The organism is Massilia sp. DJPM01 (assembly GCF_030348125.1).
Taxonomy (GTDB): domain Bacteria; phylum Pseudomonadota; class Gammaproteobacteria; order Burkholderiales; family Burkholderiaceae_D; genus Telluria_A; species Telluria_A frigida.
The window spans coordinates 137,749-161,459 of the sequence record NZ_JAQOZV010000005.1; the positions used below are offsets into that span (position 1 = coordinate 137,749).

The 23,711-nt window shown below is 64.8% G+C and carries 13 protein-coding genes; 8 read left to right on the plus strand and 5 right to left on the minus strand.

Translation table 11 applies throughout. The features are described 5' to 3' along the window. The first annotated feature begins 36 nt into the window (after positions 1-36). On the plus strand, positions 37-1,512 hold the full coding sequence (locus PO883_RS05675; protein ID WP_289308866.1) for an amidohydrolase family protein: 1,476 nt from the start codon (positions 37-39) through the stop codon (positions 1,510-1,512). A gap of 104 nt (positions 1,513-1,616) precedes the next feature. Here PO883_RS05675 and PO883_RS05680 read toward each other — a convergent pair whose 3' ends face one another. Together PO883_RS05680 and PO883_RS05685 are read right to left on the minus strand one after the other, a co-directional pair. Further along, positions 1,617-2,042, minus strand: a complete 426-nt coding sequence (locus tag PO883_RS05680; RefSeq protein WP_054268428.1) for a DUF1841 family protein — start codon at positions 2,040-2,042, stop codon at positions 1,617-1,619. A gap of 183 nt (positions 2,043-2,225) precedes the next feature. Then, the gene (locus tag PO883_RS05685; RefSeq protein ID WP_289308867.1) at positions 2,226-2,834 is read right to left on the minus strand and encodes an RNA pyrophosphohydrolase; all 609 of its coding nucleotides are present in this window, start codon (positions 2,832-2,834) and stop codon (positions 2,226-2,228) included. Positions 2,835-3,038: 204 nt separating this feature from the next. Here PO883_RS05685 and PO883_RS05690 point away from each other — a divergent pair, with 204 nt between their 5' ends. The 7 genes from PO883_RS05690 (at position 3,039) to PO883_RS05720 (ending at position 19,241) form a co-directional block, all read left to right on the plus strand. Next, on the plus strand, positions 3,039-4,772 hold the full coding sequence (locus PO883_RS05690; RefSeq protein ID WP_289308868.1) for a proline--tRNA ligase: 1,734 nt from the start codon (positions 3,039-3,041) through the stop codon (positions 4,770-4,772). 8 nt (positions 4,773-4,780) lie between these two features. Beyond that, positions 4,781-5,389: a lytic transglycosylase domain-containing protein gene (locus tag PO883_RS05695; RefSeq protein ID WP_370662681.1), complete on the plus strand. Its 609-nt coding sequence runs from the start codon at positions 4,781-4,783 to the stop codon at positions 5,387-5,389. A gap of 135 nt (positions 5,390-5,524) precedes the next feature. Further along, complete coding sequence (locus tag PO883_RS05700; protein WP_289308869.1) at positions 5,525-5,851, plus strand: hypothetical protein; 327 nt, start codon at positions 5,525-5,527, stop codon at positions 5,849-5,851. A 250-nt stretch (positions 5,852-6,101) separates the two neighbouring features. Then, positions 6,102-7,541 carry an alkaline phosphatase gene (locus tag PO883_RS05705; protein ID WP_289308870.1) on the plus strand — a complete coding sequence of 480 codons (1,440 nt, stop codon included), beginning with the start codon at positions 6,102-6,104 and terminating at the stop codon, positions 7,539-7,541. A 26-nt stretch (positions 7,542-7,567) separates the two neighbouring features. Further along, the gene (locus PO883_RS05710) at positions 7,568-8,965 is read left to right on the plus strand and encodes an alkaline phosphatase (protein WP_289308871.1); all 1,398 of its coding nucleotides are present in this window, start codon (positions 7,568-7,570) and stop codon (positions 8,963-8,965) included. A gap of 311 nt (positions 8,966-9,276) precedes the next feature. Next, on the plus strand, positions 9,277-10,137 hold the full coding sequence (locus tag PO883_RS05715) for a hypothetical protein (RefSeq protein WP_289308872.1): 861 nt from the start codon (positions 9,277-9,279) through the stop codon (positions 10,135-10,137). Then, complete coding sequence (locus PO883_RS05720) at positions 10,134-19,241, plus strand: calcium-binding protein (RefSeq protein WP_289308873.1); 9,108 nt, start codon at positions 10,134-10,136, stop codon at positions 19,239-19,241. Before PO883_RS05715 ends, PO883_RS05720 begins: the two co-directional genes overlap by 4 nt. Positions 19,242-19,360: 119 nt before the next feature. On the opposite strand, the gene PO883_RS05725 is transcribed toward PO883_RS05720, so the two are convergent. From PO883_RS05725 to PO883_RS05735, 3 genes are all read right to left on the minus strand, one after another. Further along, complete coding sequence (locus PO883_RS05725) at positions 19,361-19,774, minus strand: SWIB/MDM2 domain-containing protein (protein WP_289308874.1); 414 nt, start codon at positions 19,772-19,774, stop codon at positions 19,361-19,363. Positions 19,775-20,158: 384 nt separating this feature from the next. Then, positions 20,159-21,529, minus strand: a complete 1,371-nt coding sequence (gene ffh, locus PO883_RS05730; RefSeq protein ID WP_054268437.1) for a signal recognition particle protein — start codon at positions 21,527-21,529, stop codon at positions 20,159-20,161. A 121-nt stretch (positions 21,530-21,650) separates the two neighbouring features. Next, positions 21,651-23,522 (minus strand): hypothetical protein, encoded by a 1,872-nt coding sequence (locus PO883_RS05735; RefSeq protein WP_289308875.1) that lies wholly within the window; start codon positions 23,520-23,522, stop codon positions 21,651-21,653. Between the last annotated feature and the right edge of the window lie 189 nt (positions 23,523-23,711).

Below are 23,711 nucleotides of genomic sequence, written 5' to 3' on the forward strand. Positions count from 1 at the left end.
GTCCATTCACCCTTCACTCACAGCCACGGAGTTTTCATGAAACGCACCCTGTTGCCGGCCTGCCTGGCCACCCTGATGTTGTGCAACCCGGCCTTTTGCGCCGACCGGATCTGGATCTCCAACGTCAAGCTGGTCTCGCCCGAAAAGCTCGACCGCATCGAAACGGGCAGTGTGCTGATCGACGGCGGGCGCATCGCCCGGGTCGACCGCGGGCCGTCCGGGGCCGCGCCGAGCGGCGCCAAAGCCGTCGACGGCAAGGGTTATTACCTCACGCCGGGCCTGATCGACTCCCATGTGCACCTGCACGCCGTGCCGGGCATGAGCATGGAGCAAGGCGCGTCGGGCGACAGCATGGCGCAAAACTACTTCCGCCAGATGCCGCGTTCCTTCCTGTATCACGGTTTTACCACCGTGATCGACCTGGCGGTATCGGACTACGGCGTGATCGAGCGCTTGCGCAAGGAGCCGCTGCATCCGGACGTATTCCACTGCGGTGAAGCGCTGGTGCTGGCCAACGGCTATCCGATGTCGTTCATGGCGCCGGACACGCGCTTCAAGAGTTTTGGTAATTTCCTGTTCGATCCGGCCATGCCGACCACCGTGCCGGCCGAATTCGCCCCATCCACCCACACCGTGGCCGCCGGCGTGGCGCGGGTGGTCAAGGCTGGCGGCATTTGCGTGAAGACCCACTTCGAACGCGGGTTTGGGGCCGACCGCAACCTGCCGGTGATGAGCACCGCCAAATTTGCCGAAGTGCGGGCCGCCACCACGCAAGCCGGCAAGGTCCTGGTCACCCACGCCAATTCGTTCGAGGCGCAGTCGTTCGCGGTGGCCGGCAAGGCCGACGTGCTGGCGCACGGCATGTGGCACTGGGGGGCGCTGAACGGGCAGGCCGGCCTGCCGGACCAGATCAAGGCGCTGCTCGACCAGATCGCCGGGCGGCGCACCGGTTTTCAGCCGACCATGCAGGTGCTGTACGGACTGCGCGCCTATGTGGAACCGGGCTACCTGAACGATCCGGCGCTGCGCAAGGTGGTGCCGGCGTCGCTGCTGGCCTGGTTTTCCACGCCGCAAGGGCAGTGGTTCAAGCCCGAAGTGACCGAGGGGGAGGACGACGCCGCCGTCATGCAGGGCATGGAAGGACCGCTGCGGCGCCAGCGCGCGGTGGTGGCGTATCTGGCCAGCCGGGATGCCAATTTCGTGTTCGGCTCGGACACGCCATCGTCGCCGACGTACGGCAACCTGCCCGGCCTGAACGGCTACCGCGAGATGCAGCAGCTGCACGCGGCCGGTCTGTCGCTGGCACAGATCTTCAAGGCGGCCACCATCAACAATGCGCGCACTTTCAAGCTCGATGCCGAACTTGGATCGATCGAAGTGGGCAAGGCGGCCAACCTGCTGCTGATGAAAACCTCGCCGCTGGAGGATGTAAGTGCGTATGACAGCGTGGTGACGGTGTGGGTGCGCGGGCAGCAGACGGCGCGGGAGGCGCTGGCCGCTGACTATAAATAGAGACGCACTGGCTCAGCGCGGGAAGTCATTTCTGCCAATGGCAGGAATGACGGTTTTGAGGTTAAGGGCTGCTCAAAATGATGGCTACGCCCGCGTCGCCGGCATCACGCGCAACGCGCGCGTACGCACTCGACGTAGGCGACGCTGTCGGGCGGCACGCCGTTGCGCTGCGAGGTCCAGATCATCTGGCCCAGGCATTCCATGATTTCGTGATGGGCGTCGTGCGCCCCCAGGCGCTGGGTCAGCGCAGTGCATGCGGCGCGGATGCCGGGCGGCTGGTCGATCGACACCTGCTCGGCGATCGACAGGTGCATCGACAGGTGCAGGAAGGGATTGGCCTGGCCGCCATCGACCGAGTAATCGCGCGCCAGGGCTGCCTCGGCGTCGGACAGTACATCGGCGTATTCGGGGTGCTGGACGATCCAGTCGGCGGCGATGGCGTCCATCGGGCTGAGAATCTCGCCGCTGCGCTGCTTGCGGTAGGCTTCGCAGAAAAAACGGCGCACATCGTCGGAAGAGGGGGTGAACATGGTTGGCGGGACAGGCAAATGAGGTAGGCCACATTGTACCGCCATCGCCGCGGCGCCGTCCCGGTCCGTCCAATGACCCGGGGCGGGCAAGGGTGCGATGCTGGTGCGCTGGCTTGCCTTATGTGCAACTTCGAGGGCGAAAAAACGGCGCCGTGAAGCGCCGTCGGGTGTTGCGATTACCTGCTATTGCTTGCCCGGCACCAGTACCAGCTCCGCTTCCGGAGCGCAGGGCTGTTCCGGAGATGACTGGCGCGGCGCGTGCGGCTGGCGCAGGTAACGGGCCGTGTGGCGCCGTTCGTGCGTATGGCCGCCGTTGGCCGGCCAGGTCAGGAAACGCGATAATTCCTGCAGGGCGCGCTGGTAGACATCGCGCTTGAACTCGATCACCACATCGAGCGGCACCCAGTAATCGTGCCAGCGCCAGGCGTCGAATTCCGGATGGTCGGTCAGGCGCAGGTTGACGTCGTTATCGCGCGCGCACATGCGCAACAGGAACCAGATCTGCTTTTGCCCCCGGTAGTGGCCGCGAATCTCGCGCTTGATAAAATGGTCGGGCACTTCATAGCGCAGCCAGTCGCGCGTGCGTCCCACAATCTTCACATGCTCCTGGCGCAAGCCAATCTCTTCCTCCAGTTCGCGATACATTGCCTGTTCCGGTGTCTCACCGTATTTAATGCCCCCTTGCGGGAACTGCCACGAGTGCTCGCGCACCCGCTTGCCCCACCACACCTCGTTATGGGCGTTCAGCAGGATGATGCCGACGTTGGGCCGGAACCCTTCACGGTCGAGCATAGTGCACCTCGAAACTTTCTGCCAGCGCGCGTCCTTCTTACATATTTACCCACAAATTCTGGCCCCCGCCAGGCTTTCGGGGTACGAAAACGGCGGGAACCGCGTCAAACGGGCCCATTTGTATAAAGATTGGACGCATCAGCCAGCTAATCCTTTAAAATTAGGTTGATTATAACCCTCTCTTTTTAAAAAGAATTCACCGATATGCGTGCCTCCCGTTTTTTTATTTCAACTTTAAAAGATGCACCGTCCGACGCTGAAATCGTCAGTCACCAGCTGATGATGCGCGCAGGAATGATCAAGCGCCTCGGCTCCGGCATCTATACGTACATGCCGACCGGCTTGCGCGTGATCCGCAAGGTCGAAGCGATTATTCGTGAAGAAATGAACAAGGCGGGCGGCATTGAAATGCTGATGCCGCTCGTGCAGCCAGCCGAGCTGTGGCAGGAAACCGGGCGCTGGGAAAAGATGGGGCCGGAACTGATGCGCGTGAAAGACCGTCACGGCCGCGAGTACGCGATCCAGCCGACGTCGGAAGAAGTCATCACCGACGTGGTGCGCTCCGAGATCAAGTCCTACCGCCAGCTGCCGCTCAATTTTTACCATATCCAGACCAAGTTCCGCGACGAGCGCCGTCCGCGTTTCGGCCTGATGCGCGGGCGTGAATTCACGATGAAGGATGCCTACTCCTTCGACCGCGACGAAGCGAGCATGAAGGTCTCGTACCAGATCATGTACGACGCCTACACCGCCATCTTCAACCGCTTCGGCTTGAAATTCCGCGCGGTGGCGGCCGACAACGGCGCCATCGGCGGCTCCGGCTCGCACGAATTCCACGTCATCGCCAGCACCGGCGAAGACGCCATCGTCTACTGCCCGACCTCCGACTACGCGGCCAACATGGAAGCGGCCGAAGCGCTGCCGCAGGCCGCCGCGCGCGCCGCCGCCGCCGCACCGCTGACCAAGACCGCCACCCCGGGTGCCACCAAGTGCGAGAGCGTGGCCGAGATGCTCAAGCTGCCGCTGTCGCAGACCGTCAAGACCATCGCCCTGACCGTCGAGAAGGAAGTCGCCGGCAAACAGGTGCTGGAAAACTGGATGCTGCTGCTGCGCGGCGACCATGAACTGAACGAGATCAAGGTCGGCAAGGTAGCTGGCCTGGCCACGCACCGCTTCGCCACCGAAGCCGAAATCCTGGCCTGCTACGGCAGCATCCCGGGCTACCTGGGTCCGATCGGCACCAAGCAGCCGGTCACCATCGTGGCCGACCGCACGGTCGCCAACATGGCCGATTTCGTCTGCGGGGCCAATGAAGAAGGCTTCCACTACACGGGCGCCAATTGGGTGCGCGACCTGCCGGAAGCGCTTGTTGCCGACCTGCGCAACGTGGTCGAAGGCGACGCTTCGCCGGACGGCAAGGGCGTGCTGGCGATCGAGCGCGGGATCGAAGTCGGCCACGTGTTCCAGCTCGGGACCTCGTACTCCGAGAGCATGAAAGCGACTTTTCTGGACGAAAACGGCAAGCCTGCGCCGCTGCAGATGGGCTGCTACGGGATTGGCGTGACGCGTATTTTGGGCGCGGCGATCGAGCAGAACTTCGACGACAAGGGCATCATCTGGCCGGCCGCGATCGCGCCGTTCGAAGTGGTCCTGTGCCCGATGGGGATGGACCGCAGCGAGATGGTCAAGACTGAAGTCGAGAGCCTGTACGCGGCCTTGCAGGCGGCCGGGGTGGACGTCATCGTCGACGACCGCGGGCTGCGTCCGGGCGCCATGTTCGCCGACTGGGAACTGATCGGCGTGCCGCACCGCGTGGTGATCGGCGAGCGTGGCCTGAAGGAAGGCAACCTCGAATACCAGGGCCGGCGCGATGCCGAGGCGACCGCCGTGCCGGTGGCCGGCATGGTCGAGTTCATCAAAGGCAAATTGAGCCAGTGAGCGCGTCGGTGATTGTCAATACGCTGGCGCAGTTGGCGCTGGCGGCGGGGCTGCTGTGTTCCTGGTCGGCCTGGGCTGGCAACCAGAAAGAGGAAGCGATGGCCGACTCGGTGCGGCTGGCGCTGTCGAACGCGATCAAGGACACGCATCCGCCGCAGCCCGTGTTTCGCGACGAGGCGGGGCGGGCGCGCTACCAGCAATGGCTGGCGGCGATGTCGGACCGGCTCAAGCGCAAGCTGCCGGACGACCAGGTGCGGCTCGAATTCCTGCAATCGGTCTGGTACGAATCGAACCGTGCCGGGCTCGATACGGGGATGGTGCTGGGGCTGATCCAGGTCGAATCGGCGTACCGCAAGTATGCCGTCTCGATGGTGGGCGCGCGCGGCTACATGCAAGTGATGCCGTTCTGGACCAACGTGATCGGCGACAGCGACCGCAGCAAGCTGTTCCACATGCAAACGAACTTGCGCTACGGCTGCTCGATCTTGCGCATGTACCTCGACATGGAGAATGGCAACACTTACCTGGCGCTGGGCCGCTACAACGGCAGCCGCGGCAAGCCCGCCTACCCCAACTCAGTGCTCGCCGCCTGGGAAAAGTGGAAATTTCCTAGCTAAAAACGCGGAGTCCCCCTACAACCGGGGTCTGACCTCTGATTCGAAATTAATTGCAAAACCAGCGGCTGGCGCAGCAAGGGCAGCCCTGGTTTGCCTGCCTGACACTCTAAATCCTACATTGAGGACTGCCCAATCTTGAGCCGTAGCCGTCGCCAAAAGCCCATCAAGGGCCTCTGTATATCGAGCAGTGAGCGCTGGGACAAGAAGACCTGGCATCGCCGCTTCCGTACCCGGGAACGCCAAGCGCTGGCCTGCGCCTTGCCCGATGGCCTGGAAGCCCATCTGTCTGTGCTGGAACGTGAGGTCAGTAACGTATGGGCGATGGATAAGGACGGTCATATTTACCGTCCTCTGAGGGAGCAGGTGGAGTGGGCGGAGTGGGGCGCCGAGCGCAGGGGACAGAACCCGCACGAACGCGCGGCCCTCAAAAAACGCCTGCTGCACAAGTGGATGGGCAAATGACAAACGCCATCCCCTGCTGACGCACCGGAAAAATTTCTAATCAGAGCTCTGACCCCGGTTGTAGGATGCGGGAAAGATTTCTAATCAGAGGTCAGACCCCGGTTGTAGGAGGCTCGATGCCGTGTAGGAGGCTCGATGCCGGGTGTAGGAGATTTTGGCGAGTGGGGCCAGTAATGCGCTGACCCCGGTTAGGCACGGCGGTGGCCGGCGGTGTAGACTGCTTTTTTTCTCCGAGCTCACGAAAGTGCACATGCGATTGACTCTTCTTGCCGCAGCGTCCGCGCTGGCGGTCTTGGCGGGATGCGCCAGCGTCCAGCCGCCGGCCACGGCCCCGGCCATCACCCACGCGCCAGCGAAAAACATCATCTTCTTCCTCGGCGATGGCATGGGCATCAATACCCTGACCGCTGCCCGCATCTACGCCGTCGGCGAGGATGGCGAGCTGACCCTCGATACCTTGCCCGAATCGGCCTTCATCAAGACCTTTTCCAACGACGCCCAGGTCACCGACAGCGCCGCGTCCATGTCGGCCTATATGACCGGCGTGAAGGTCAATAACAATGTGCTGTCGATGAGCACCGATACGGCCGCCGCCGCGCCCGCCCTTGACGCCGCCGGCAACAAGCTGGCCGGCCGCTGCGCCGGTGGCCGCCCCGTCGCCACCCTGGCCGAACTGGCCAGGCAGCGCGGCATGTCGGTCGGCGTGGTCACCACCACCCGCGTCACCGATGCCACCCCGGGCGCGGTCTTTTCGCACGTGTGCCATCGCGCCATGGAGAACGATATCGCCGCCGCCCTGGTTCCGGGCGGCGCCGGCTACAACGCGGCCCTCGGCGCGCGCGGGCTCGATGTGCTGCTCGGCGGCGGCAGCGCCCATTTCACCACCACGGCCAAGGGCGGCAAGCGCAGCGACGGGCGCGACCTGCTGGCCGAACTGGCCGCGCAGGGCTATCGCGCGGTCGCCGACAGCGCCCAGCTCAAGGCGGTCGACAGCACGTCCACCCAGCCGCTGGTCGGCTTGTTCACTCCGCACGACATGAGCTTCGATTCGATGCGCGATGCGGCCAAGGAGCCGGGCCTGCCCGACATGGCCGGCAAGGCCATCGCCATCCTGGCGAACAATCCGAAAGGCTTCTTCCTGGTCGTCGAGGGTGGCATGATCGACCTGGCGCTGCATAACTCGAACGCGCGCCGCGCCCTGCAGGAGACGGTCGTTTTCGACAATACCCTCAAGGCGGCCATCGCGCAGATGCGCAGCATCGATCCGGACCTGAAGAACACGCTGATCGTGGCCACCGCCGATCACGATCATTCGCTGCTCCTGAACGGCTACGCGCCCCGCACCGGCAAGACCACGCCGTCCCAACCGGGCGTGCTGGGTTTGATGCGCCGCGTCGATAACAACGAGATCAAGCTCGATGCCGATGGCGCGCCATTTACCATCATCGGTTTCGGCAATGGCGAAAAACGCGTGCAGGGCAGCCGTGGCGCCGCGCCGCACCTGACCGACGCCCAGGTGAGCGCGGACGATTACCGCCAGGAGGCGGTGGTGCGCACCGAACCCGGCTACGAGACCCACAGCGGCACCGATGTGTACCTCGGCGCGATCGGCGCCGGCGCCGCGCGCTTCGGCGGCACCATCGACAACACCCGCGTGTTTGAACTGATCAAGGCGGCCGCCGGCTGGTAAGCCGCGCCCCATTTATGAGACTGACCATGACGCCTTCCCGCTTTCCCTTGCTCCTGCTGGCCGCTTCGTGCGCGCTGGCGCCTTCCTTCGCGGCCGCCGCATCGTCGGCCACCGCGCCGGCCGCGAAAAACATCCTGTTCTTCCTCGGCGACGGTATGGGACCGACCACCATCACCGCCGCGCGCATCTATCGCTACAAGGAAGAGGGCTTCCTCCACTTCGAGCGGATGGAGCGCTCGGCGCGCATCAAGACCTATTCGAACGACGCCCAGACCACCGACAGCGCCCCGTCGATGGGAGCCTACATGACCGGCATCAAGATCAACAACGATGTCATCTCGATGGCCGACGCCAAGCCCTTCTCTCCGCAGAAGGATGCCAACGGCAACGCCAGCATCGATGCCTGCCCGGCCGGCAACGGGCGCGCGGCGGCCACCATTCTCGAACTGGCCAAGGCCAGCGGCAAGTCGGTGGGCTCGATCACGACCACGGAACTGACCCACGCCACGCCGGCGTCGACCTTTTCGCATGTGTGCGACCGCGACATGGCGTATTCGATCGCGGCGCAGATCGTGCCGGGCGGCGCCGGCTACAACCCGGCGCTACAGGATGGCGTCGATGTGCTGATGGGCGGCGGGCGCAATCACTTCACGCCGTTCGACGCGGCGCGCAATCCGAAGGGCCGCGCCGACGGACGCGACATGCTGGCCGAATTCGCGGCGCGCGGCTACACGGTGGCGGCCAATGCAAGCGAGATGCAGGCCGCGCCGCAGGGCAGGAAATTCGTCGGTATCTACAGCGATGTGAGCCACCTCGATTACGCGCTGGCCCGGCGCGCCGGCCAGCCGGCCCTGGCGCAGATGACCTCCAAGGCGATCGACCTGCTGGCCGCCAACCCGAAGGGCTTTTTCCTGATGGTCGAAGGCGGCAAGATCGATCATGCGCTGCACGACTCGAACGTGAAGAATGCACTGGCCGAGACCATCGGCTTCGATGACGCCATCAAGACGGCGCTCGACAAGATGGAGACGCTCGATCCGGGCCTGCGCAATACGCTGCTGGTGGTCACGGCGGACCACGACCATACGATCGTGATGAACGGGTACGCCAAACGCGGCAATCCGATCCTCGATATCGTGCGCAATGTGGACGATGGCCAGCCGGCGCGCGATGCAGATGGCAAGACCTACACCGCGCTGGTGTTCGGCAATGGCCCGAACCGCCTCGATCAGCGCGTGGACGTCGACAGCGCCACGGCGCTGGCCGACAGCTACCATCAGGAGACCGGCGTGCGCCTGAAGGGCGAAACCCACGGCGGCGGCGACGTCAAGCTGTTCGCCACCGGCGCCGGTTCGGGCGTGTTCAGGGGGACGATGGAAAACACCAAGGTGTTCCATCTGATGAAAGCGGCCTTCGGTTTCTGAGGCCTGCCGCTCCCCATCCCGGCCCCGCTCGCGAGAGTGGGGCTTTTTTTATCCCGATGCTGTGGGGAAAATAATGGTTGTATAAAACGGGCAATAATTCCGTAGCGAAAATGTAGCTTTTGAGCTATATTTCATGTAAATATCAGCCGATATTGCCAATCGGCCGAGGCCCTTTTCCGCATGAACCCACAAGCAATCCGCAAGCAAACATTTTTCAGGGTGGGGCAAGCAATTGGCGCAGCGCACCGGCACCTCTTTTCTCCCATATTGCCGCCGCTAACGGCCGTGCCGGCCGCGTCCGGTTTCTGCGCATGAAGCCGTTTTTTGGCCATGATCCGCTGGGTGGCTTGCTTTACTACGGCGCCGTCACGCTGGTCCTGTGGTTCTGCATCCGGCGCGCCGCGCGCGGGCGTACAGGGGCGCTGGCGCGCGCCCTGGCCACGGCCGGCATGCTCGGCGCCCCTTTTGCCGCCTACTGGCTGGTCAATATCGACCGCCTGTACGGCCAGTGGCGCTATGTCAGGCCCGCCTGCCGGGCCGACGGCGGCGACCAGATTGCCCGCCATCTCGACCGGCTCGACAGCCTGGCCGTGCACCCGGCCGGCATCGGCGGCAGCGGCGACATTGTCGATATCGCCGCCACCTATACCGCCAACCATGTGGGCAAGCAATTGGCGTACGTGGAGTTTCAATTCGATTCGGCGAGCGTCGCGGCCGCTGTCGATGGCGGACCTTTCCGCGGGCGCAATGCGCCCCAGCCCCTGACGCTCGACGGCCAGCCGGCCGCGCCGGGTTACTACCGGGTCGACAATCTGTGCAGCGCCGCGCCCGGCCCGGTCTTGCCGCTGCCGCGCGCGTGTTTCCGCGCCCGCCGCATCGATGCCTTCACCAGCGCCTATCTGCTCGAACACCGGATGGAACCGTGCACCGCCCCGGGGGGCTCCATGCGTCTGTGCGCCATGCGCTGGACCATGACCGAGCGCGCCACGGGCGCCCTGGTGGCGCGCGCGGTGACGTACGCGTATGTCGGCGGATGGCGCAACCGGGCCGCGTTTCCCGATGCCCCGGCGCCGTACGACAGCAACACACCCTATGACTTTTGCGGCAGCCGTTTCGCTTCCGGCGCGCAGGGACTTATCGAAGCTATTTTAACCAGTAAAGGTAGACAGTGAATATCAAAGAGACCTATCAGCTTTCCATGCTGGCCCGCGCCGCCTATACCGAATTCGCCGGATCGAGCATGTCCGAAGCCGATTTGCAAAGCAAAAGCAACCATATCGTCTTCGAGTTTGCCAGCGACGAGCACGCCAAGGAAGTGACGCAGCATTATTCGCTGGTCTACCATTATTCGGATGACTCGGGCTTTGCCGCTTCGGTGTTCCGGACCACGGCAACCGGCAAGCTGGTGATCGCCTTCCGTGGCACCGAACTGGCCAGCGCGACCTCGGGCGACTTGCGCGACCTCGCCGCCGATGTGGCCATCTTCCAGACCGGCCTGGCCGGCGCGCAAATTCTTGCGCTCGCTACCTTTTATAAGAAGCTGTTCGCCGCCGACGGCGCCAAACTGCCCGCCGGCACCACCTTCGACGTCACCGGCGATTCGCTCGGCGGCCACCTGGCCACGGCGTTTACCGCCAGCCATCTGGAGAACGTCGACAAGGCCGTCATTTTCGAAGCGCCTGGCATCAGCGTGCCGTACATCCTGCTCAACGGGAATACGCCATCGGCCGTGGGCGCAAAAATCAACCATGTGTACGGCGACGCCGGTGTCGAGATCATTTCCGGTGCCGGAGGGATATTCACCAAGGCCCTTGGGCAGCAGCTGCCGGTCTTTATCGAGAACCAGCCAGTATCGAACCACAGTCTCGACTTGCTCAATCAATCGCTGGCCGTGGCTGAATTGCTGGAGCGGATGGACCCGGCGCTGACCCTGGTCGACGCGCGCAAGATTCTTGACGCGGCCTCGCACAAACCGCTCGAATCGCTGGAAAAAGTGGTGGACAGCTTGCGCACCATCCTGGCCGGCGCCGAGGTCACGCCCACCCCGCCCGACCTGGTGTACGCTAACACCGCGGCCATGCAAACGGCGATCAATGAAGTGCGCACCAAGCTCAATGGCTCGCTGAAGCTGGTCAACCTGGTTGGCTTGAGCAGCGAGGCCATCGCCGCGCGCGCCAATGTACCCGGCTCGAGCGGCGAAGCGATCGCGATCCGCTACGCACTGCGCGAAATGCTGCCGTTCGCCGTGGTGGGCGCCAACTATGCGCCCTTCAATAACGACGGCGAGCTCGATGTGTTCAACGAAGACACCGGCAATGGCCAGCTGACCGAGAACTACCTGAAAGACCGGGCGGCGATGCTGGTGGCGGTTCTCGCCGATAACAAGACCGACGGTGCCGACACGCCGGCCGGCGACCGCCTGTTCCTCGACCTGAAGACCGACCGCCGCCTCACCCCTTCCTCCCTGAATCACAAGACCATCTTCGGCGCCGCCGCCGGCGACGCGCCCGGCTACAGCGAGGGCGACGACCACCTGTATGGCATGGGCGGCAAGGATGTGCTGACGGGCGGCAAGGGCAAGGATTACATGGAAGGCGGCAGCGGCGACGACCAGCTTTCCGGTAGCGAGGGCAACGACACGCTCGACGGCGGCATCGGCGCCGACACGCTCGACGGCGGCGGCGATAACGACAAGCTGCTCGGCGGCAAGGGCAAGGATACCCTGATCGGGGGCGATGGCAACGATACCCTCGATGGCCAGGCCGATAACGATTCCCTGCAAGGCGGCAGCGGCAACGATGTGCTCAAGGGCGCCACCGACAAGTGGGATACCCAGGGTTCGGACACGCTCGAAGGCGGCGCCGGTTTCGACTTTTACCACACGGCCGGGGGCGACACCATCCGCGACAGCGATGGCCAGGGAACGGTACGTTTCGTGCGCCGCTATATCGATGGCGCCTGGCGCAAGAAGGGCGAGACGGTCTACTATTCGTGGGATAAAAAGATCTCCTACACCCAGCAGGGCTCGACCCTGCTGGTCAATGGGCCCGAGGGCGCGCTGACCATCGAGAACTGGTCCAACGGCCAGCTCGAGATCTATCTGTCGGAAACCGACAAGGAAGTGCCGACCAAGCCGCCGTTCGATCCGAACCGTACCCGCGCCCGCGTCGATCCGCTGGTGCTGGACCTGAACCACGACGGCATCATCAATTCGGTCGGCTCCGACCAGTCGAGCGTGTACTTCGATTTCAACAGCGATGCGATCGCCGAGCGTACCGGCTGGATCAGCCCGGCGGACGGCATGCTGGTGTCCGACGAAAACAAGAACCGCTTCGTCGACAATCTGTCCGAGCTGTTCGGCAATGCCCAGGAAGATGGCTTCAGCAGCCTGAAGCGCCGCTTCGACGGCAATCTCGATGGCGTGATCGACCGCCGCGACGCCAAGTTCAGCGAACTGCTGGTCTGGCAGGATGCCAACCAGGATGGCATTTCCCAGGCCGGCGAGCTGAAAACGCTGGACCAGCTGGGCATCACCGCGATTGGCACGGAATCGACCAAGGTGGCCATCGCCAGCAACGATAACCGCATCATCGCCCAGGGCGCGTTTGTCCAGGATGGCCAGGCCCGGCTGGTGGCCGATATCGAGCTGGCGGTCAACTTTGCGCTGACCGATTCGAATCCGGCCCGCCATCTGGACGAACAGCTCGAACTCGACAGCGAGGTGGCGATGCTGCCGCGCCTGCGCGGTTTCGGCGCCGTGCGCGACCTGTCGTATGCGATCCAGGAAAACCTGGAGTTGCGCGCCTATGTCAGCGCGCTGGCCGGGAGCGGCAAGGCCGCCGTCAGCGACGAGATCGACCAGTTCATGGCCAAGTGGACCGGCCTGGACGCGGCCTATGTGCGCCAGGGCCGCGTGCGCAGCGGCGAACTGAGCACCATGGACAAGGTGTGGATGCTCGAATCGCTGGCGGGCGTCGATATCAGCAAGAAACTCATCGAAAGCAATTCCTTCTATACGCCCTGGCGCACCACCTTTGACGAGAGCTATATCGCCGAACGCTTCGGTTTCATCGCCGACCGCATGGCGCTCAGTTTTTCCGCCCAGGCCTTCGACAAGGGCTGGCTCGATGGCGTGTTTTACTCGGTCGACCAGGACCGTTTCGATGCCTTCGATCCGGCGCGCCTGAACAACAGCCTGGCGCTGAAACTGGCGCAAAGCACCAGCTACGACGATACCGTGAGCATGGCGCGCCTGCTGGCGCGCCTGAAAGCGGATGGTGCGCCGCTCGAGGTCGAACGTCTGCGCGCGATCGGCGCGCAACTGCCGTATCCGACGCCGGTGGGCTATGCGCTGGACGGCGGCATGCTCCTGGGCAACCGCGGCAAGAATGTGCTGCAAGGTGAAGCCCAGCGCGGCGACTGGATCGATGGCGGGGCCGGCAACGATACCTTGAGCGGCCTCGGCGGCAACGACTTGCTGCACGGCGGCAAGGGCAACGACTTGCTCGAAGGCGGCGGCGGCGCCGATGTCTATCTGTACGAACGCGGCGATGGCCATGAAATCATCCATGACCAGGACAATGGCGACCAGACCATCGACACCCTGCGCCTGGGCGCCGGCTTGCTGCCGGGCGCCACCCAGGCGCGCCGCGTCGGCACCGACCTGGTGCTGCGCTTTAGCGAGGAAGAATCGGTCACGGTGCGCCAGTTCTTCCACAACGATGCCTTGGGTTACCTGCAAATCGAGCGCGTCGAGTTCAAGGATGGCACGCTGTGGGAGATCGACAAGATCAAGGCCATGGTGCTGGTGGCCACCGCCGGCGACGAGGCGCTGTACGGCTATGCCGCCAGCGCTGACGTCTTGAGCGGGCTGGCCGGCAACGATACGCTCGATGGCCGGGGCGGCAACGATACCTTGCACGGCGGCACGGGCGACGACATGCTCGAAGGCGGCGGCGGCAACGATGTGTTCCTGTTCAACCGCGCCGATGGCAGCGATGTGATCCACACCTACGAGCCCGGTGCCGGCAAGCTGGTCACGCTGCGCCTGGGCGCCGGCCTGACCCCGGCCGGCACTGTGGCGCGGCGCGAAGGCGCCAGCCTGGTGCTGGCCTTCGGCGGCGCCGATAAGGTGACGATCAAGGATTACTTCTACCGCGATGGCGCCGGCGGCAACGAGGTCGACCAGATCGTTTTCGCCGACCAGACCGTGTGGTCGGTGGCCAAGGTCAAGACCCTGGTCGGCATCGCCACCGAACAGGCCGACGCCATCTACGGTTACGAGATCAACGAAGCCCTGGCCGGCCTGGCCGGCAATGACACCATCTTCGGCTACGGCGGCGACGATACCCTCGAAGGCGGGCGCGGTGACGATGTGCTCGATGGCAGCATCGGCAGCGACGTGTATGTCTTCAAGCGCGGCGATGGACGCGATACCATCACCGACAACAATGGCTGGTATGCCGACGGCATGGTCGACGTGCTGCGCCTGGGTAGCGGCATCAGCGCCTCCAGCACGCTCGCGCGCCACGTCGGCGACGATCTGGTGCTCGATTTCGGCAGCGGCGACAGCGTCAAGGTCAACGGCTTCTTTACCTACGACACGCAGTTCGTCACCCAGCTCGAACGGATCGAATTTAGCGACGGGGTGGTGTGGGACGCAGCCACGGTCAAGCAGCGCGTCCTGGCGCCGACCGAACAGGCCGACCTGCTGGCCGGTTTCCCCGGCGACGACAGCATTGCCGGCGCCGCTGGCAATGATACCTTGCTCGGTGGCGCGGGGCGCGACAGCTTGAACGGCGGTGCCGGCAACGACAGCCTGGCGGGCGGCGCCGGCGACGATGTCTTGCAGGGCGGGGCGGGCGATGATCTGCTCGACGGTGCCGGTGGCGCCGACCTGTACCAGTTCGCGGGCGGCGATGGCAAGGATGTGCTGCGCGACACGGAAAGCACGGAGGGCGAGGTCGATGTGCTGCGCTTCGGCGCCAATGTGACGGTGGCCAACACCAGTGCCCAGCGGGTCGGCAATGCGCTGCTGCTCAGCGTGGGCGGCGGCGCCGATACGGTGACGATCGAGGACTATTTCAACGGGCTGCGCAACCGGGTCGAACGCATCGAATTTGCCGGCGGCGAGCTGTGGGATGTGGCCGAGGTCAAGCGCCGCGTGCTGCTCGGCACTGGCGGCGACGATCAGCTCACGGGCTACGAGACGGCCGACCAGCTCGCTGGCGCGGACGGCAACGATAGCTTGTCCGGCTATGGCGGCGCCGATGCGCTCGATGGCGGCAGCGGCGACGATCAGCTGTCCGGCGAGGAGGGCGACGACACGCTCGACGGTGGCGCCGGCAACGATAGCCTGATGGGCGGCGCGGGCAACGACGTGTTCCTGTTCGGCAGCGGCGGCGGCCAGGACCTGATCAGTGAATATGACAATACGCCCGGCAAGACCGACACGATCCGCCTTGGCGCCGGGGTCACCCCCGCCGGCGTGCGCATCGCCCGCGTCAATGACGACTTGCAGCTGCAATTGAAAGGCAGCGGCGACAGCCTGAGCGTACCGGGATTTTTCGAGAAGGAAGCGGGCACCGGACGCCGCATCGAGCAGATTGCGTTCCAGGACGGCACGCTGTGGAACCTGGCCGCGATCCTCGAACAGGCTTTGCTGCCGACCGAAGGCAATGACCTCATTGCCGGCTACACCAAGGCCGACAGCATCAATGGCGCCGGCGGCGACGACCGCATCGATGGCGGCAATGGCGCCGATACGCTGGGCGGCGGCGGCGGTCACGATTTGCTGCTGGGCCAGGCGGGCGACGACCAGCTGCGCGGCGACGCCGGCAACGACACGCTCGACGGCGGCCTGGGCGACGACAGCGCCAGCGGCGGCGCCGGCGACGACCTGTACCTGGTGCAAAGCACGGCCGACGTCGTGCTCGAACTGCCGGGCGAAGGCATGGACACGGTGCGCGCCTCGGTCAGCACGACCTTGCCGGCGAACGTAGAGATCCTGGAGCTCGACGCGCTCGCCGGCGCCGCCGACGGCATCGGCAATGCGCTCGCCAACACCCTGCTTGGCAATGCCTCGGTCAATGCCCTCGATGGCGGCGCCGGCGACGACTGGCTCGACGGCGGGGCTGGCAACGATGTGCTCATCGGCGGCCTGGGCAACGATGTCTTCATCGTCGACGCCAGCACCGACCTGGCGCTCGAAGCGGCGGACGAGGGCCAGGACACGGTCAGGGCCAGCGCCACGTTTGCGCTGGGGGACAACATCGAAACGCTGGTGCTGGAAAACACCGGTGCCATCGACGGGCGCGGCAATGCGCTCGCCAACCGCCTCACCGGCAATCATTACGACAACCGCCTCGATGGCGCTGCCGGTGCCGATACGCTCGATGGCGGCGAGGGCGCGGACACGCTCGATGGCGGCGCCGGCGCCGACCAGCTCGATGGCGGGCAGGGCAACGACTATTACGTGGTCGATACCCTGGCCGACCAGATCGTCGAAGCTGGCGAGGCTGGCTTCGATACCGTCGAAACCGGTCTGAGCTACACCCTGGCGAGCGACCTCGAAGGCCTGGTCCTGACCGGCAGCCTGGACGTCGATGGCAGCGGCAACGATGCCGACAATGTCTTGCGCGGCAACGAGGGCAATAACCGCCTCGATGGCGGCGCCGGCGCCGACACCATGAGCGGCGGGCTTGGCAACGATACCTACCTGACCGACAGCGAGAGCGACGAGGTCAACGAAGCGCTCGACGAGGGCAGCGACACCATCATCCGCAGCTACGACACGACCTATATCCTGGCCAACGGTGTCGACAACCTGACCCTGGTGGGCGAGGCGGTGCGCGGCAACGGCAATGAACTCGATAACCTCATTACCGGCAACGATGCCGACAACAACCTGCTGGGACTGGAGGGCAACGATACCCTGATCGGCGGCCTGGGCAAGGATGCCATGTTTGGCCGCGAAGGGCTGGACTTGCTGGTCGGCGGGGCGGGTGACGATTACTACGAAGTCGACGATGAGGGCGACCGCATCGAGGAGCTGGCCGGCCAGGGCGACGACTTCGTGCGCGCCAATCTCAGCTGGACCCTGGGCGAGAACCTCGAACGCCTGGCGCTCAACGGCGACGAGGCATTCACCGCCACCGGCAACGCACTGGCCAACGGCCTGTGGGGCAACGCTGGCAATAACGTGCTGACCGGCGCCAAGGGTAGCGATTACCTCGACGGCGGCGCCGGCGACGACGTGTATGTGTTCGAGAAGGGCGATGGCAAGGACACCATCAAGAATACCGATATCGCGGGCGCCATCGATATCCTGCGCTTCGGCGCCGGCATCCTGGAAACCGATGTATCGGCCATGAAGCAGGGCAACGACGTGTTCCTGATGCTCAAGGGCGGCACCGACCAGGTGGCCCTGATGGGCTACTTCGCCACCGGCCAGGATGGCAATGGCGCCGCCACCGACGGCAAGCTCGACAAGATCGCCTTCGCCGGCGGCGCGGTGTGGGACCAGGCCAAAGTCCAGCTGATGCTCGACCGGGCCGGCAGCAACAGCCCGCCGACGGTCAAAAGCTATCTGCCGACCTTGCAGGCCAAGGCCAATACCCTGTTCAGCTACACGGTGCCGGTCGATACCGTGACCGACCCGGACGCGTGGGATACGGTCACCTACAGCGTCAAGATGGCCGGCGGCGCGGCGCTGCCTTCCTGGCTGAGGTTCGACCCGGTCACGCGCGTGCTGTCGGGGACGCCGGCGGCCGGCAATATCGGCACGCTCCAGTTCCAGCTGTGGGGCACCGACAGCGCCGGCAATGGCGCCGGGCAAGGCGTCAACCTGGTGGTCGGCGCGGCCAACCGGGCCCCGGTGCTGGCTGCAGCGCTGGCCGATCAGGCCGCGTCGCCGGGCACGCCGTTCGCCTGGACCGTGCCTTCGGCAGCGTTTACCGATCCGGATGCGGGCGACAAGCTCGCTTACACGGCCACCCTGGCCGACGGTGGCGCGCTGCCGGCCTGGCTGACGTTTAATCCGGCCACGCGCGCCTTCAGCGGCACGCCGCCGGCCAGCGCCACCGTCAGCGTGCGCGTCGCCGCCACCGACAGCGGCAGCCTGAGCGTGTCGGACGTGTTCGACCTGGTGGTCAGCGTGAAGAATCAGGTGCTCAACGGCAGCGCGAATGCCGACCTGCTCAACGGCGGCGCCGGCAACGATACCTTGAATGGCCTGGGCGGCAACGATACCCTCAACGGCGGCGCCGGCGACGACCGGCTCGATGGCGGCGCGGGGGCGGACAAGCTCGCCGGCGGCGCCGGCAACGATGTGTACGTGCTCGACAACAGCACCGACAGTGTCGCCGAAAACGCCGGCGAAGGCGTGGACCAGGTGCTCTCCGGCGTGACCCATGCGCTCGGCCCCAACGTCGAAGCGCTGAGGCTGACGGGCACCCTGGCCATCAATGGCAGCGGCAACCTGCTCGACAACCTGATTATCGGCAATAGCGCCGCCAATGCCCTGGCCGGTGCGGACGGCAACGATATCCTGCAGGGCGGGGATGGCGCCGATACCTTGAACGACACGGCCGGCAAGAACGTGTTCGATGGCGGCGCCGGCATCGATAGCCTGACCGGTGGCAGCGGCAACGAGCTGTTCATCGGCGGCAGCGGCAACGACAGCATCGTCACCTCGACTGGCGCCGACATCATTGCGTTTAACCGCGGCGATGGCCAGGATACGGTCGCGGCCAGCAGCGGCAAGGACAACACCGTGTCGCTGGGCAAAGGCGTCAAGTATGCGGACTTGCTGTTCAAGAAATCCGGCAACGACCTGGTGCTGGTCACCGGGACCAGCGAGCAGCTCAGCTTCAAGGATTGGTACCTGAGTGCCAACAACCGCAACGTGGCCAATCTGCAGGTGGTGATCGAAGGCAGCAGCGACTACAACGCGGCATCGGCCAGTGCGATCAACAACAAGAAGATCGAGCGCTTCAATTTCGATGGGCTGGCAACGGCCTTCGACCAGGCGCGCCAGGCCAATCCGGCCTTGACCAGCTGGGCCTTGTCGTCCTCGCTGCTGGGCTTTCACCTGGGCGGCAGCGATACGGCGGCCATCGGCGGCGACCTGGCTTACCAGTACGCCAAAAATGGCAATCTGGCGGCCTTGTCGCTGGCGCCGGCGGACGCCTTGCTGTCGGCGGCGCCATTCGGTGCGGCGCTCCAGAACTTGCAGGCTGGTAGCGCCTTGCAGGATCTGACGCCGCGGCTGGCGTAACGGGGCGGCGCCGGACATGATGTCCGGCGCCTGCCGCATGACACAGGCTGGAAAAACAAAAAGCCCCGGTGGTGACACCGGGGCTTTTTGTAATCAGGCTTGGACGAGCAATCTGTTTTTTATTTCAGATGGTCGGAAATGAGTTTGGTCATTTCAAACATCGATACCTGTGCTTTGCCGCCGAAGACTGCTTTGAGCTTGTCGTCGGCATTGATCATGCGGCGGTTGGCCGCGTCTTGCAGATCGAGCTTCTTGATGTAGTCCCAGACTTTCTTGGTGACTTCGGTGCGTGGCAGCGGCGTTGCGCCAACCACGGCTGCCAGGACGGCGGACGGAGTCATCGCCTTCATGAAAGCGGCGTTCGGCTTGCGTGGGGCTGCTGCAGGTTTTTTTACGGCTGCTGCTTTTGGTGCGGCTGCAGCTTTTGCTGGAGCAGCTTTCTTCGCTGCTGCTGGCTTTGCCGCTGCGGCCGGCTTAGCTGCGGCGGCCTTTTTTGCTGGCGCTGCTGCTGGGGTTTTTTTGGCTGTTGCCATCTTCAAGCCTCCTTAACGAACACATGGGAAATTGCGCAATTCATCGCACGGCTTATATTGGTGGGGATTTACCGATGACGCAAGTGTTTTTCAAGAATTTTTCGGCGTTTTCATAGGGAAAAGCCAGAACTACGGCCCGGAAGGCGGTTTTTGATGGGGCGGGGGATGGTGCAGGGGGATTGTGCCCGGAACCGGTGAGTCGTCGGTCCCGCCACTGGCGGAACCGACTTCCCGCGCCAAGGCGGCACTCGGCGGGAACGCATGCGTTCCCCCCAAGTTAGCGGATCAGCGACGAACTTGGGCCCCCGCCGAGTGCCGCCTTGGCGCGGGGGCGACGGTTTCAGGGGCGTCGGTCGAAAGAAACGATGTGGAAACGAGGTGCGCTTAGCGCATCCCGCCCGGCATCATGCCCTTCATCGAGCGCATCATTTTCATCATGCCGCCGCCTTTGAATTTCTTCATCATGGCTTGCATCTGGTCGTACTGGGCCAGCATGCGGTTCACTTCCTGCACCTGCACGCCGGCGCCTGCGGCAATGCGGCGCTTGCGCGTGGCCTTGATCAGTTCCGGCTTGGCGCGTTCCTGCGGCGTCATCGAATCGATGATGCCGACCATGCGCCGCACCTGCTTGTCGGCCTGGTCCATGTTGGCGCCGCCGGCCGCCTGCTGGAATTGCGCCGGCAATTTGTCGATCAGGCTCGACATGCCGCCCATTTTCTTCATCTGCCCCAGCTGCGACTTGAAGTCGTTCATGTCGAAGCGCCCGCCCACCTTGATCTTGTTGGCCAGGTCGGCCGCGGCCTTGCTGTCGACGCCCTTGCGCGCTTCTTCCACCAGCGCCAGGATGTCGCCCATGCCCAGGATACGGTTGGCCATGCGCTGGGCGTCGAACGCTTCCAGGCCATCGAGTTTTTCGGACACGCCGGCAAACTTGATCGGCTTGCCGGTAATGTGACGCACCGACAGCGCCGCACCGCCGCGCGAGTCGCCATCGAGCTTGGTGAGCACGATGCCGGTCAGCGGCAACGCATCGTTGAAGGCCTTGGCGGTGTTGATCGCATCCTGGCCCAGCATGGCGTCGACCACGAACAGCGTTTCGATCGGGTTGACCGCCGCGTGCACGGCGGAGATTTCCTGCATCATCGCTTCGTCGATACCCAGGCGGCCGGCGGTATCGATGATCAGGACGTCGTGGTAGTGCTTGCGGGCCCAGTCGAGCGCGGCCAGGGCGATGTCGACCGGCTTGTCGGTGGCGGCGGACGGGAAGAAGTCGGCGCCGACCTGCTTGGTCACCGATTCGAGCTGGGCGATCGCGGCCGGACGATACACGTCGGCCGAGACGGTCAGGACCTTCTTCTTTTTCTCTTCCTTGAGGTACTTGGCCAGCTTGCCGACGGTGGTGGTCTTACCCACACCCTGCAAGCCGGCCATCAGGATGATCGCCGGCGGCTGCTGCGCAAAGCTCAGCTGCGACGCTTCCGGACCCAGGTCCGCGCCCATCAGCGCGCCCAGCTCGCGCTGAACCACGCCGACCAGGGCCTGGCCCGGGCTGAGCGAGGCCATGACTTCTTCACCGAGGGCTTTTTCCTTGACGCGGCTGATGAACTCGCGCACGGCGGGCAGGGCCACGTCGGCTTCGAGCAGGGCCAGGCGCACTTCGCGCAGCATTTCGGCGGTATTCGATTCGGTCAGACGCGCCTCACCGCGCATGGTCTTGACGACCTTGGCAAGGCGTTGGGTTAAGTTATCTAGCATGGCAGACCTGACTAATATATAGGGCGATGCCGGCGAGTGCCGGTTGTGGCGTCATTTTACCCTAGTCACAACGAAAAAAGACCGGCGCCGGGCCGGTCTCCTCCATGCCGCGCGCGCCCGATTACGGCAGCGCCAGCCTGACAATGGCGTTGCCTGAAATAAACGCGTAGCTGTTGATGCCGATCCGCACCAGGCCCTTCGGGTGCTCGACGCTGCCGGGCAGGGGGCCGAGCACGGTCGCCGCGCGCTCCGGCGTGCCGGCCACGATGCTCGCTACGCCGCCTGGGACGATTTTCAGGATCGTGCTGTGCGCCGTGTCGGCGGCGTAGCGGTTGCCTGCGTCGTCGAACACCTGGCCCACTTCCGCAGGCGCGCTGGCGACCGTGGTGACTACTGCGGCGGGCGTGATGCGCCGGATCACCGGGCCGCCATCTTCCACGTACAGGTCGCCGGCCTTGTCGAAGCCGAGAATGCGCGGCGCGCTGAACCTGGCGGCGGCGCCGCTGCCGTCGGTTTTCTCATCCGGACCGGCGTCGAGGCCGGCAAACACGGTCCACGTGCCATCCGGGCCGAGCTTGTGGATGGCGCGTCCGGCCCGTGCGGCGCCGGGGTTGACCGAGTCGTACCAGTGGGTCGAGACATACACATTGCCAGCCTTGTCGGCCGCGATGCCGCTGGGCAGGCCGGCGGCGAGCAAGCGGCTGGTGACGCTGCCGTCCGGCGCGATCTTGCGCAAGTTGACGCCGCTGTTGAGATACGGGCCGGTACTGCGGTAGCCGAGCGTTTGCCGTTCGATGGCATACAGGTTGCCGGACGGATCGGCCGTCAGCCATTGCGGGCCGCGCAGGCGGGCGGCCGCGCCGATGCCGTTCACGGAGGTTTCCGACAGGTTGGGTTTGCCGGCAAACAAGGTCACCTGGCCATCGTCGCCCAGGGTGGCGATGTGGTCGGGGAAGACCACATACACGGTGCCGTCGCGGTCCGCCCGCAGCACGCGCGCGTTCGGCAGCGTGGTCGTGCTGGTGGTGACCACGCCGGCCAGGCTCACGCGGCGCAGCACGCCGTTGTCGATCACCAGCAGCAGGCCGCCCTTGTACGCCATGCCGGTCGGCTCGGAGAAGCGGGCGGCGTTGCCGGTGCCGTCGCGCGCGGCTGCGGTATCGTCGGCACCGGCCAGGGTGCTGACCACGCCTTGCGGCGTGACCTTGCGGATCATCGACGCGTCGGCCAGGTACAGATTGCCGGCCGGGTCGAGTACGACGGTCTCGGGGCGGATGAACTTGAAGCGGGCAGTGCGGCCCGGGCCGTCCACCGGACCGGGGAAGGCGGGATCGCCGCTGGCCAGGGGTATGGTGATGTCGGCGCCGGCCAGCAAGGTGACGCTGCCGTCGGCCTCGATGCGCGAGATGGTGCTGTAGGTGATGCGGTAACTGATGCCGGCGGCGCTGGTGACCACGCGCTCGCCGCCCTGGCCGAAGGGCAGCGGCGTCGCCATGCCATCCTGGCCCAGCAAATAGGTCTGGCTCAGGTTGGTGAAAAACACCTGGTCGCGGGCGTCGATCGACACCCTGGGGTCGCCAGGGATGAGCGTGGCGCCGGGATTGTTGTCGAACGAGTGGGTGTACACGGTGCGCACCGTGCCATCGCGTCCCACGCTGCGGATCGCATAGCCGAAAAAATAGTAGCCACCGGTGTTGTCGCGCTTTTGATCGCTGATGTACAGGGTGCCCTTGCTGTCGATCTCGGCGTCGGCGATGGCCTCGAAGCGGGCGTCTTGCCTGATCCCGTCGGCGCGCACCATGCTGCCGGTGTCGCCGGCGATCAGGGTCAGGCCTGCCGGCAGTGCCGGGCCGGGGTAGGTTGGCGTGGGCGTTGGCGTCGGTGTCGGCGTCGGTGTTGGAGTCGGTCCATCGCCGCCGCCGCAGGCGCTCAGGAACGCCGCGGCGCCCATCTGGAGGGTCATGCGGCGCAGCTGAAACGAGCGTGAATTCATTGTTAACTCCTGGTTGGTTTTAACAAGTGTATTCTGAAAATGTTTATTAATATGTAATGTTGTGTATCGGGAATGCATCGTGGGCGCTTGCCGCGGCCACGATGCCTCGTTCGTTCATCAGGATGGCAGCGCAGGCGCGCACCGCGCGGCGCGCGCGCGGTATTGTTCCATGACCAGGCCGGCCAGGTA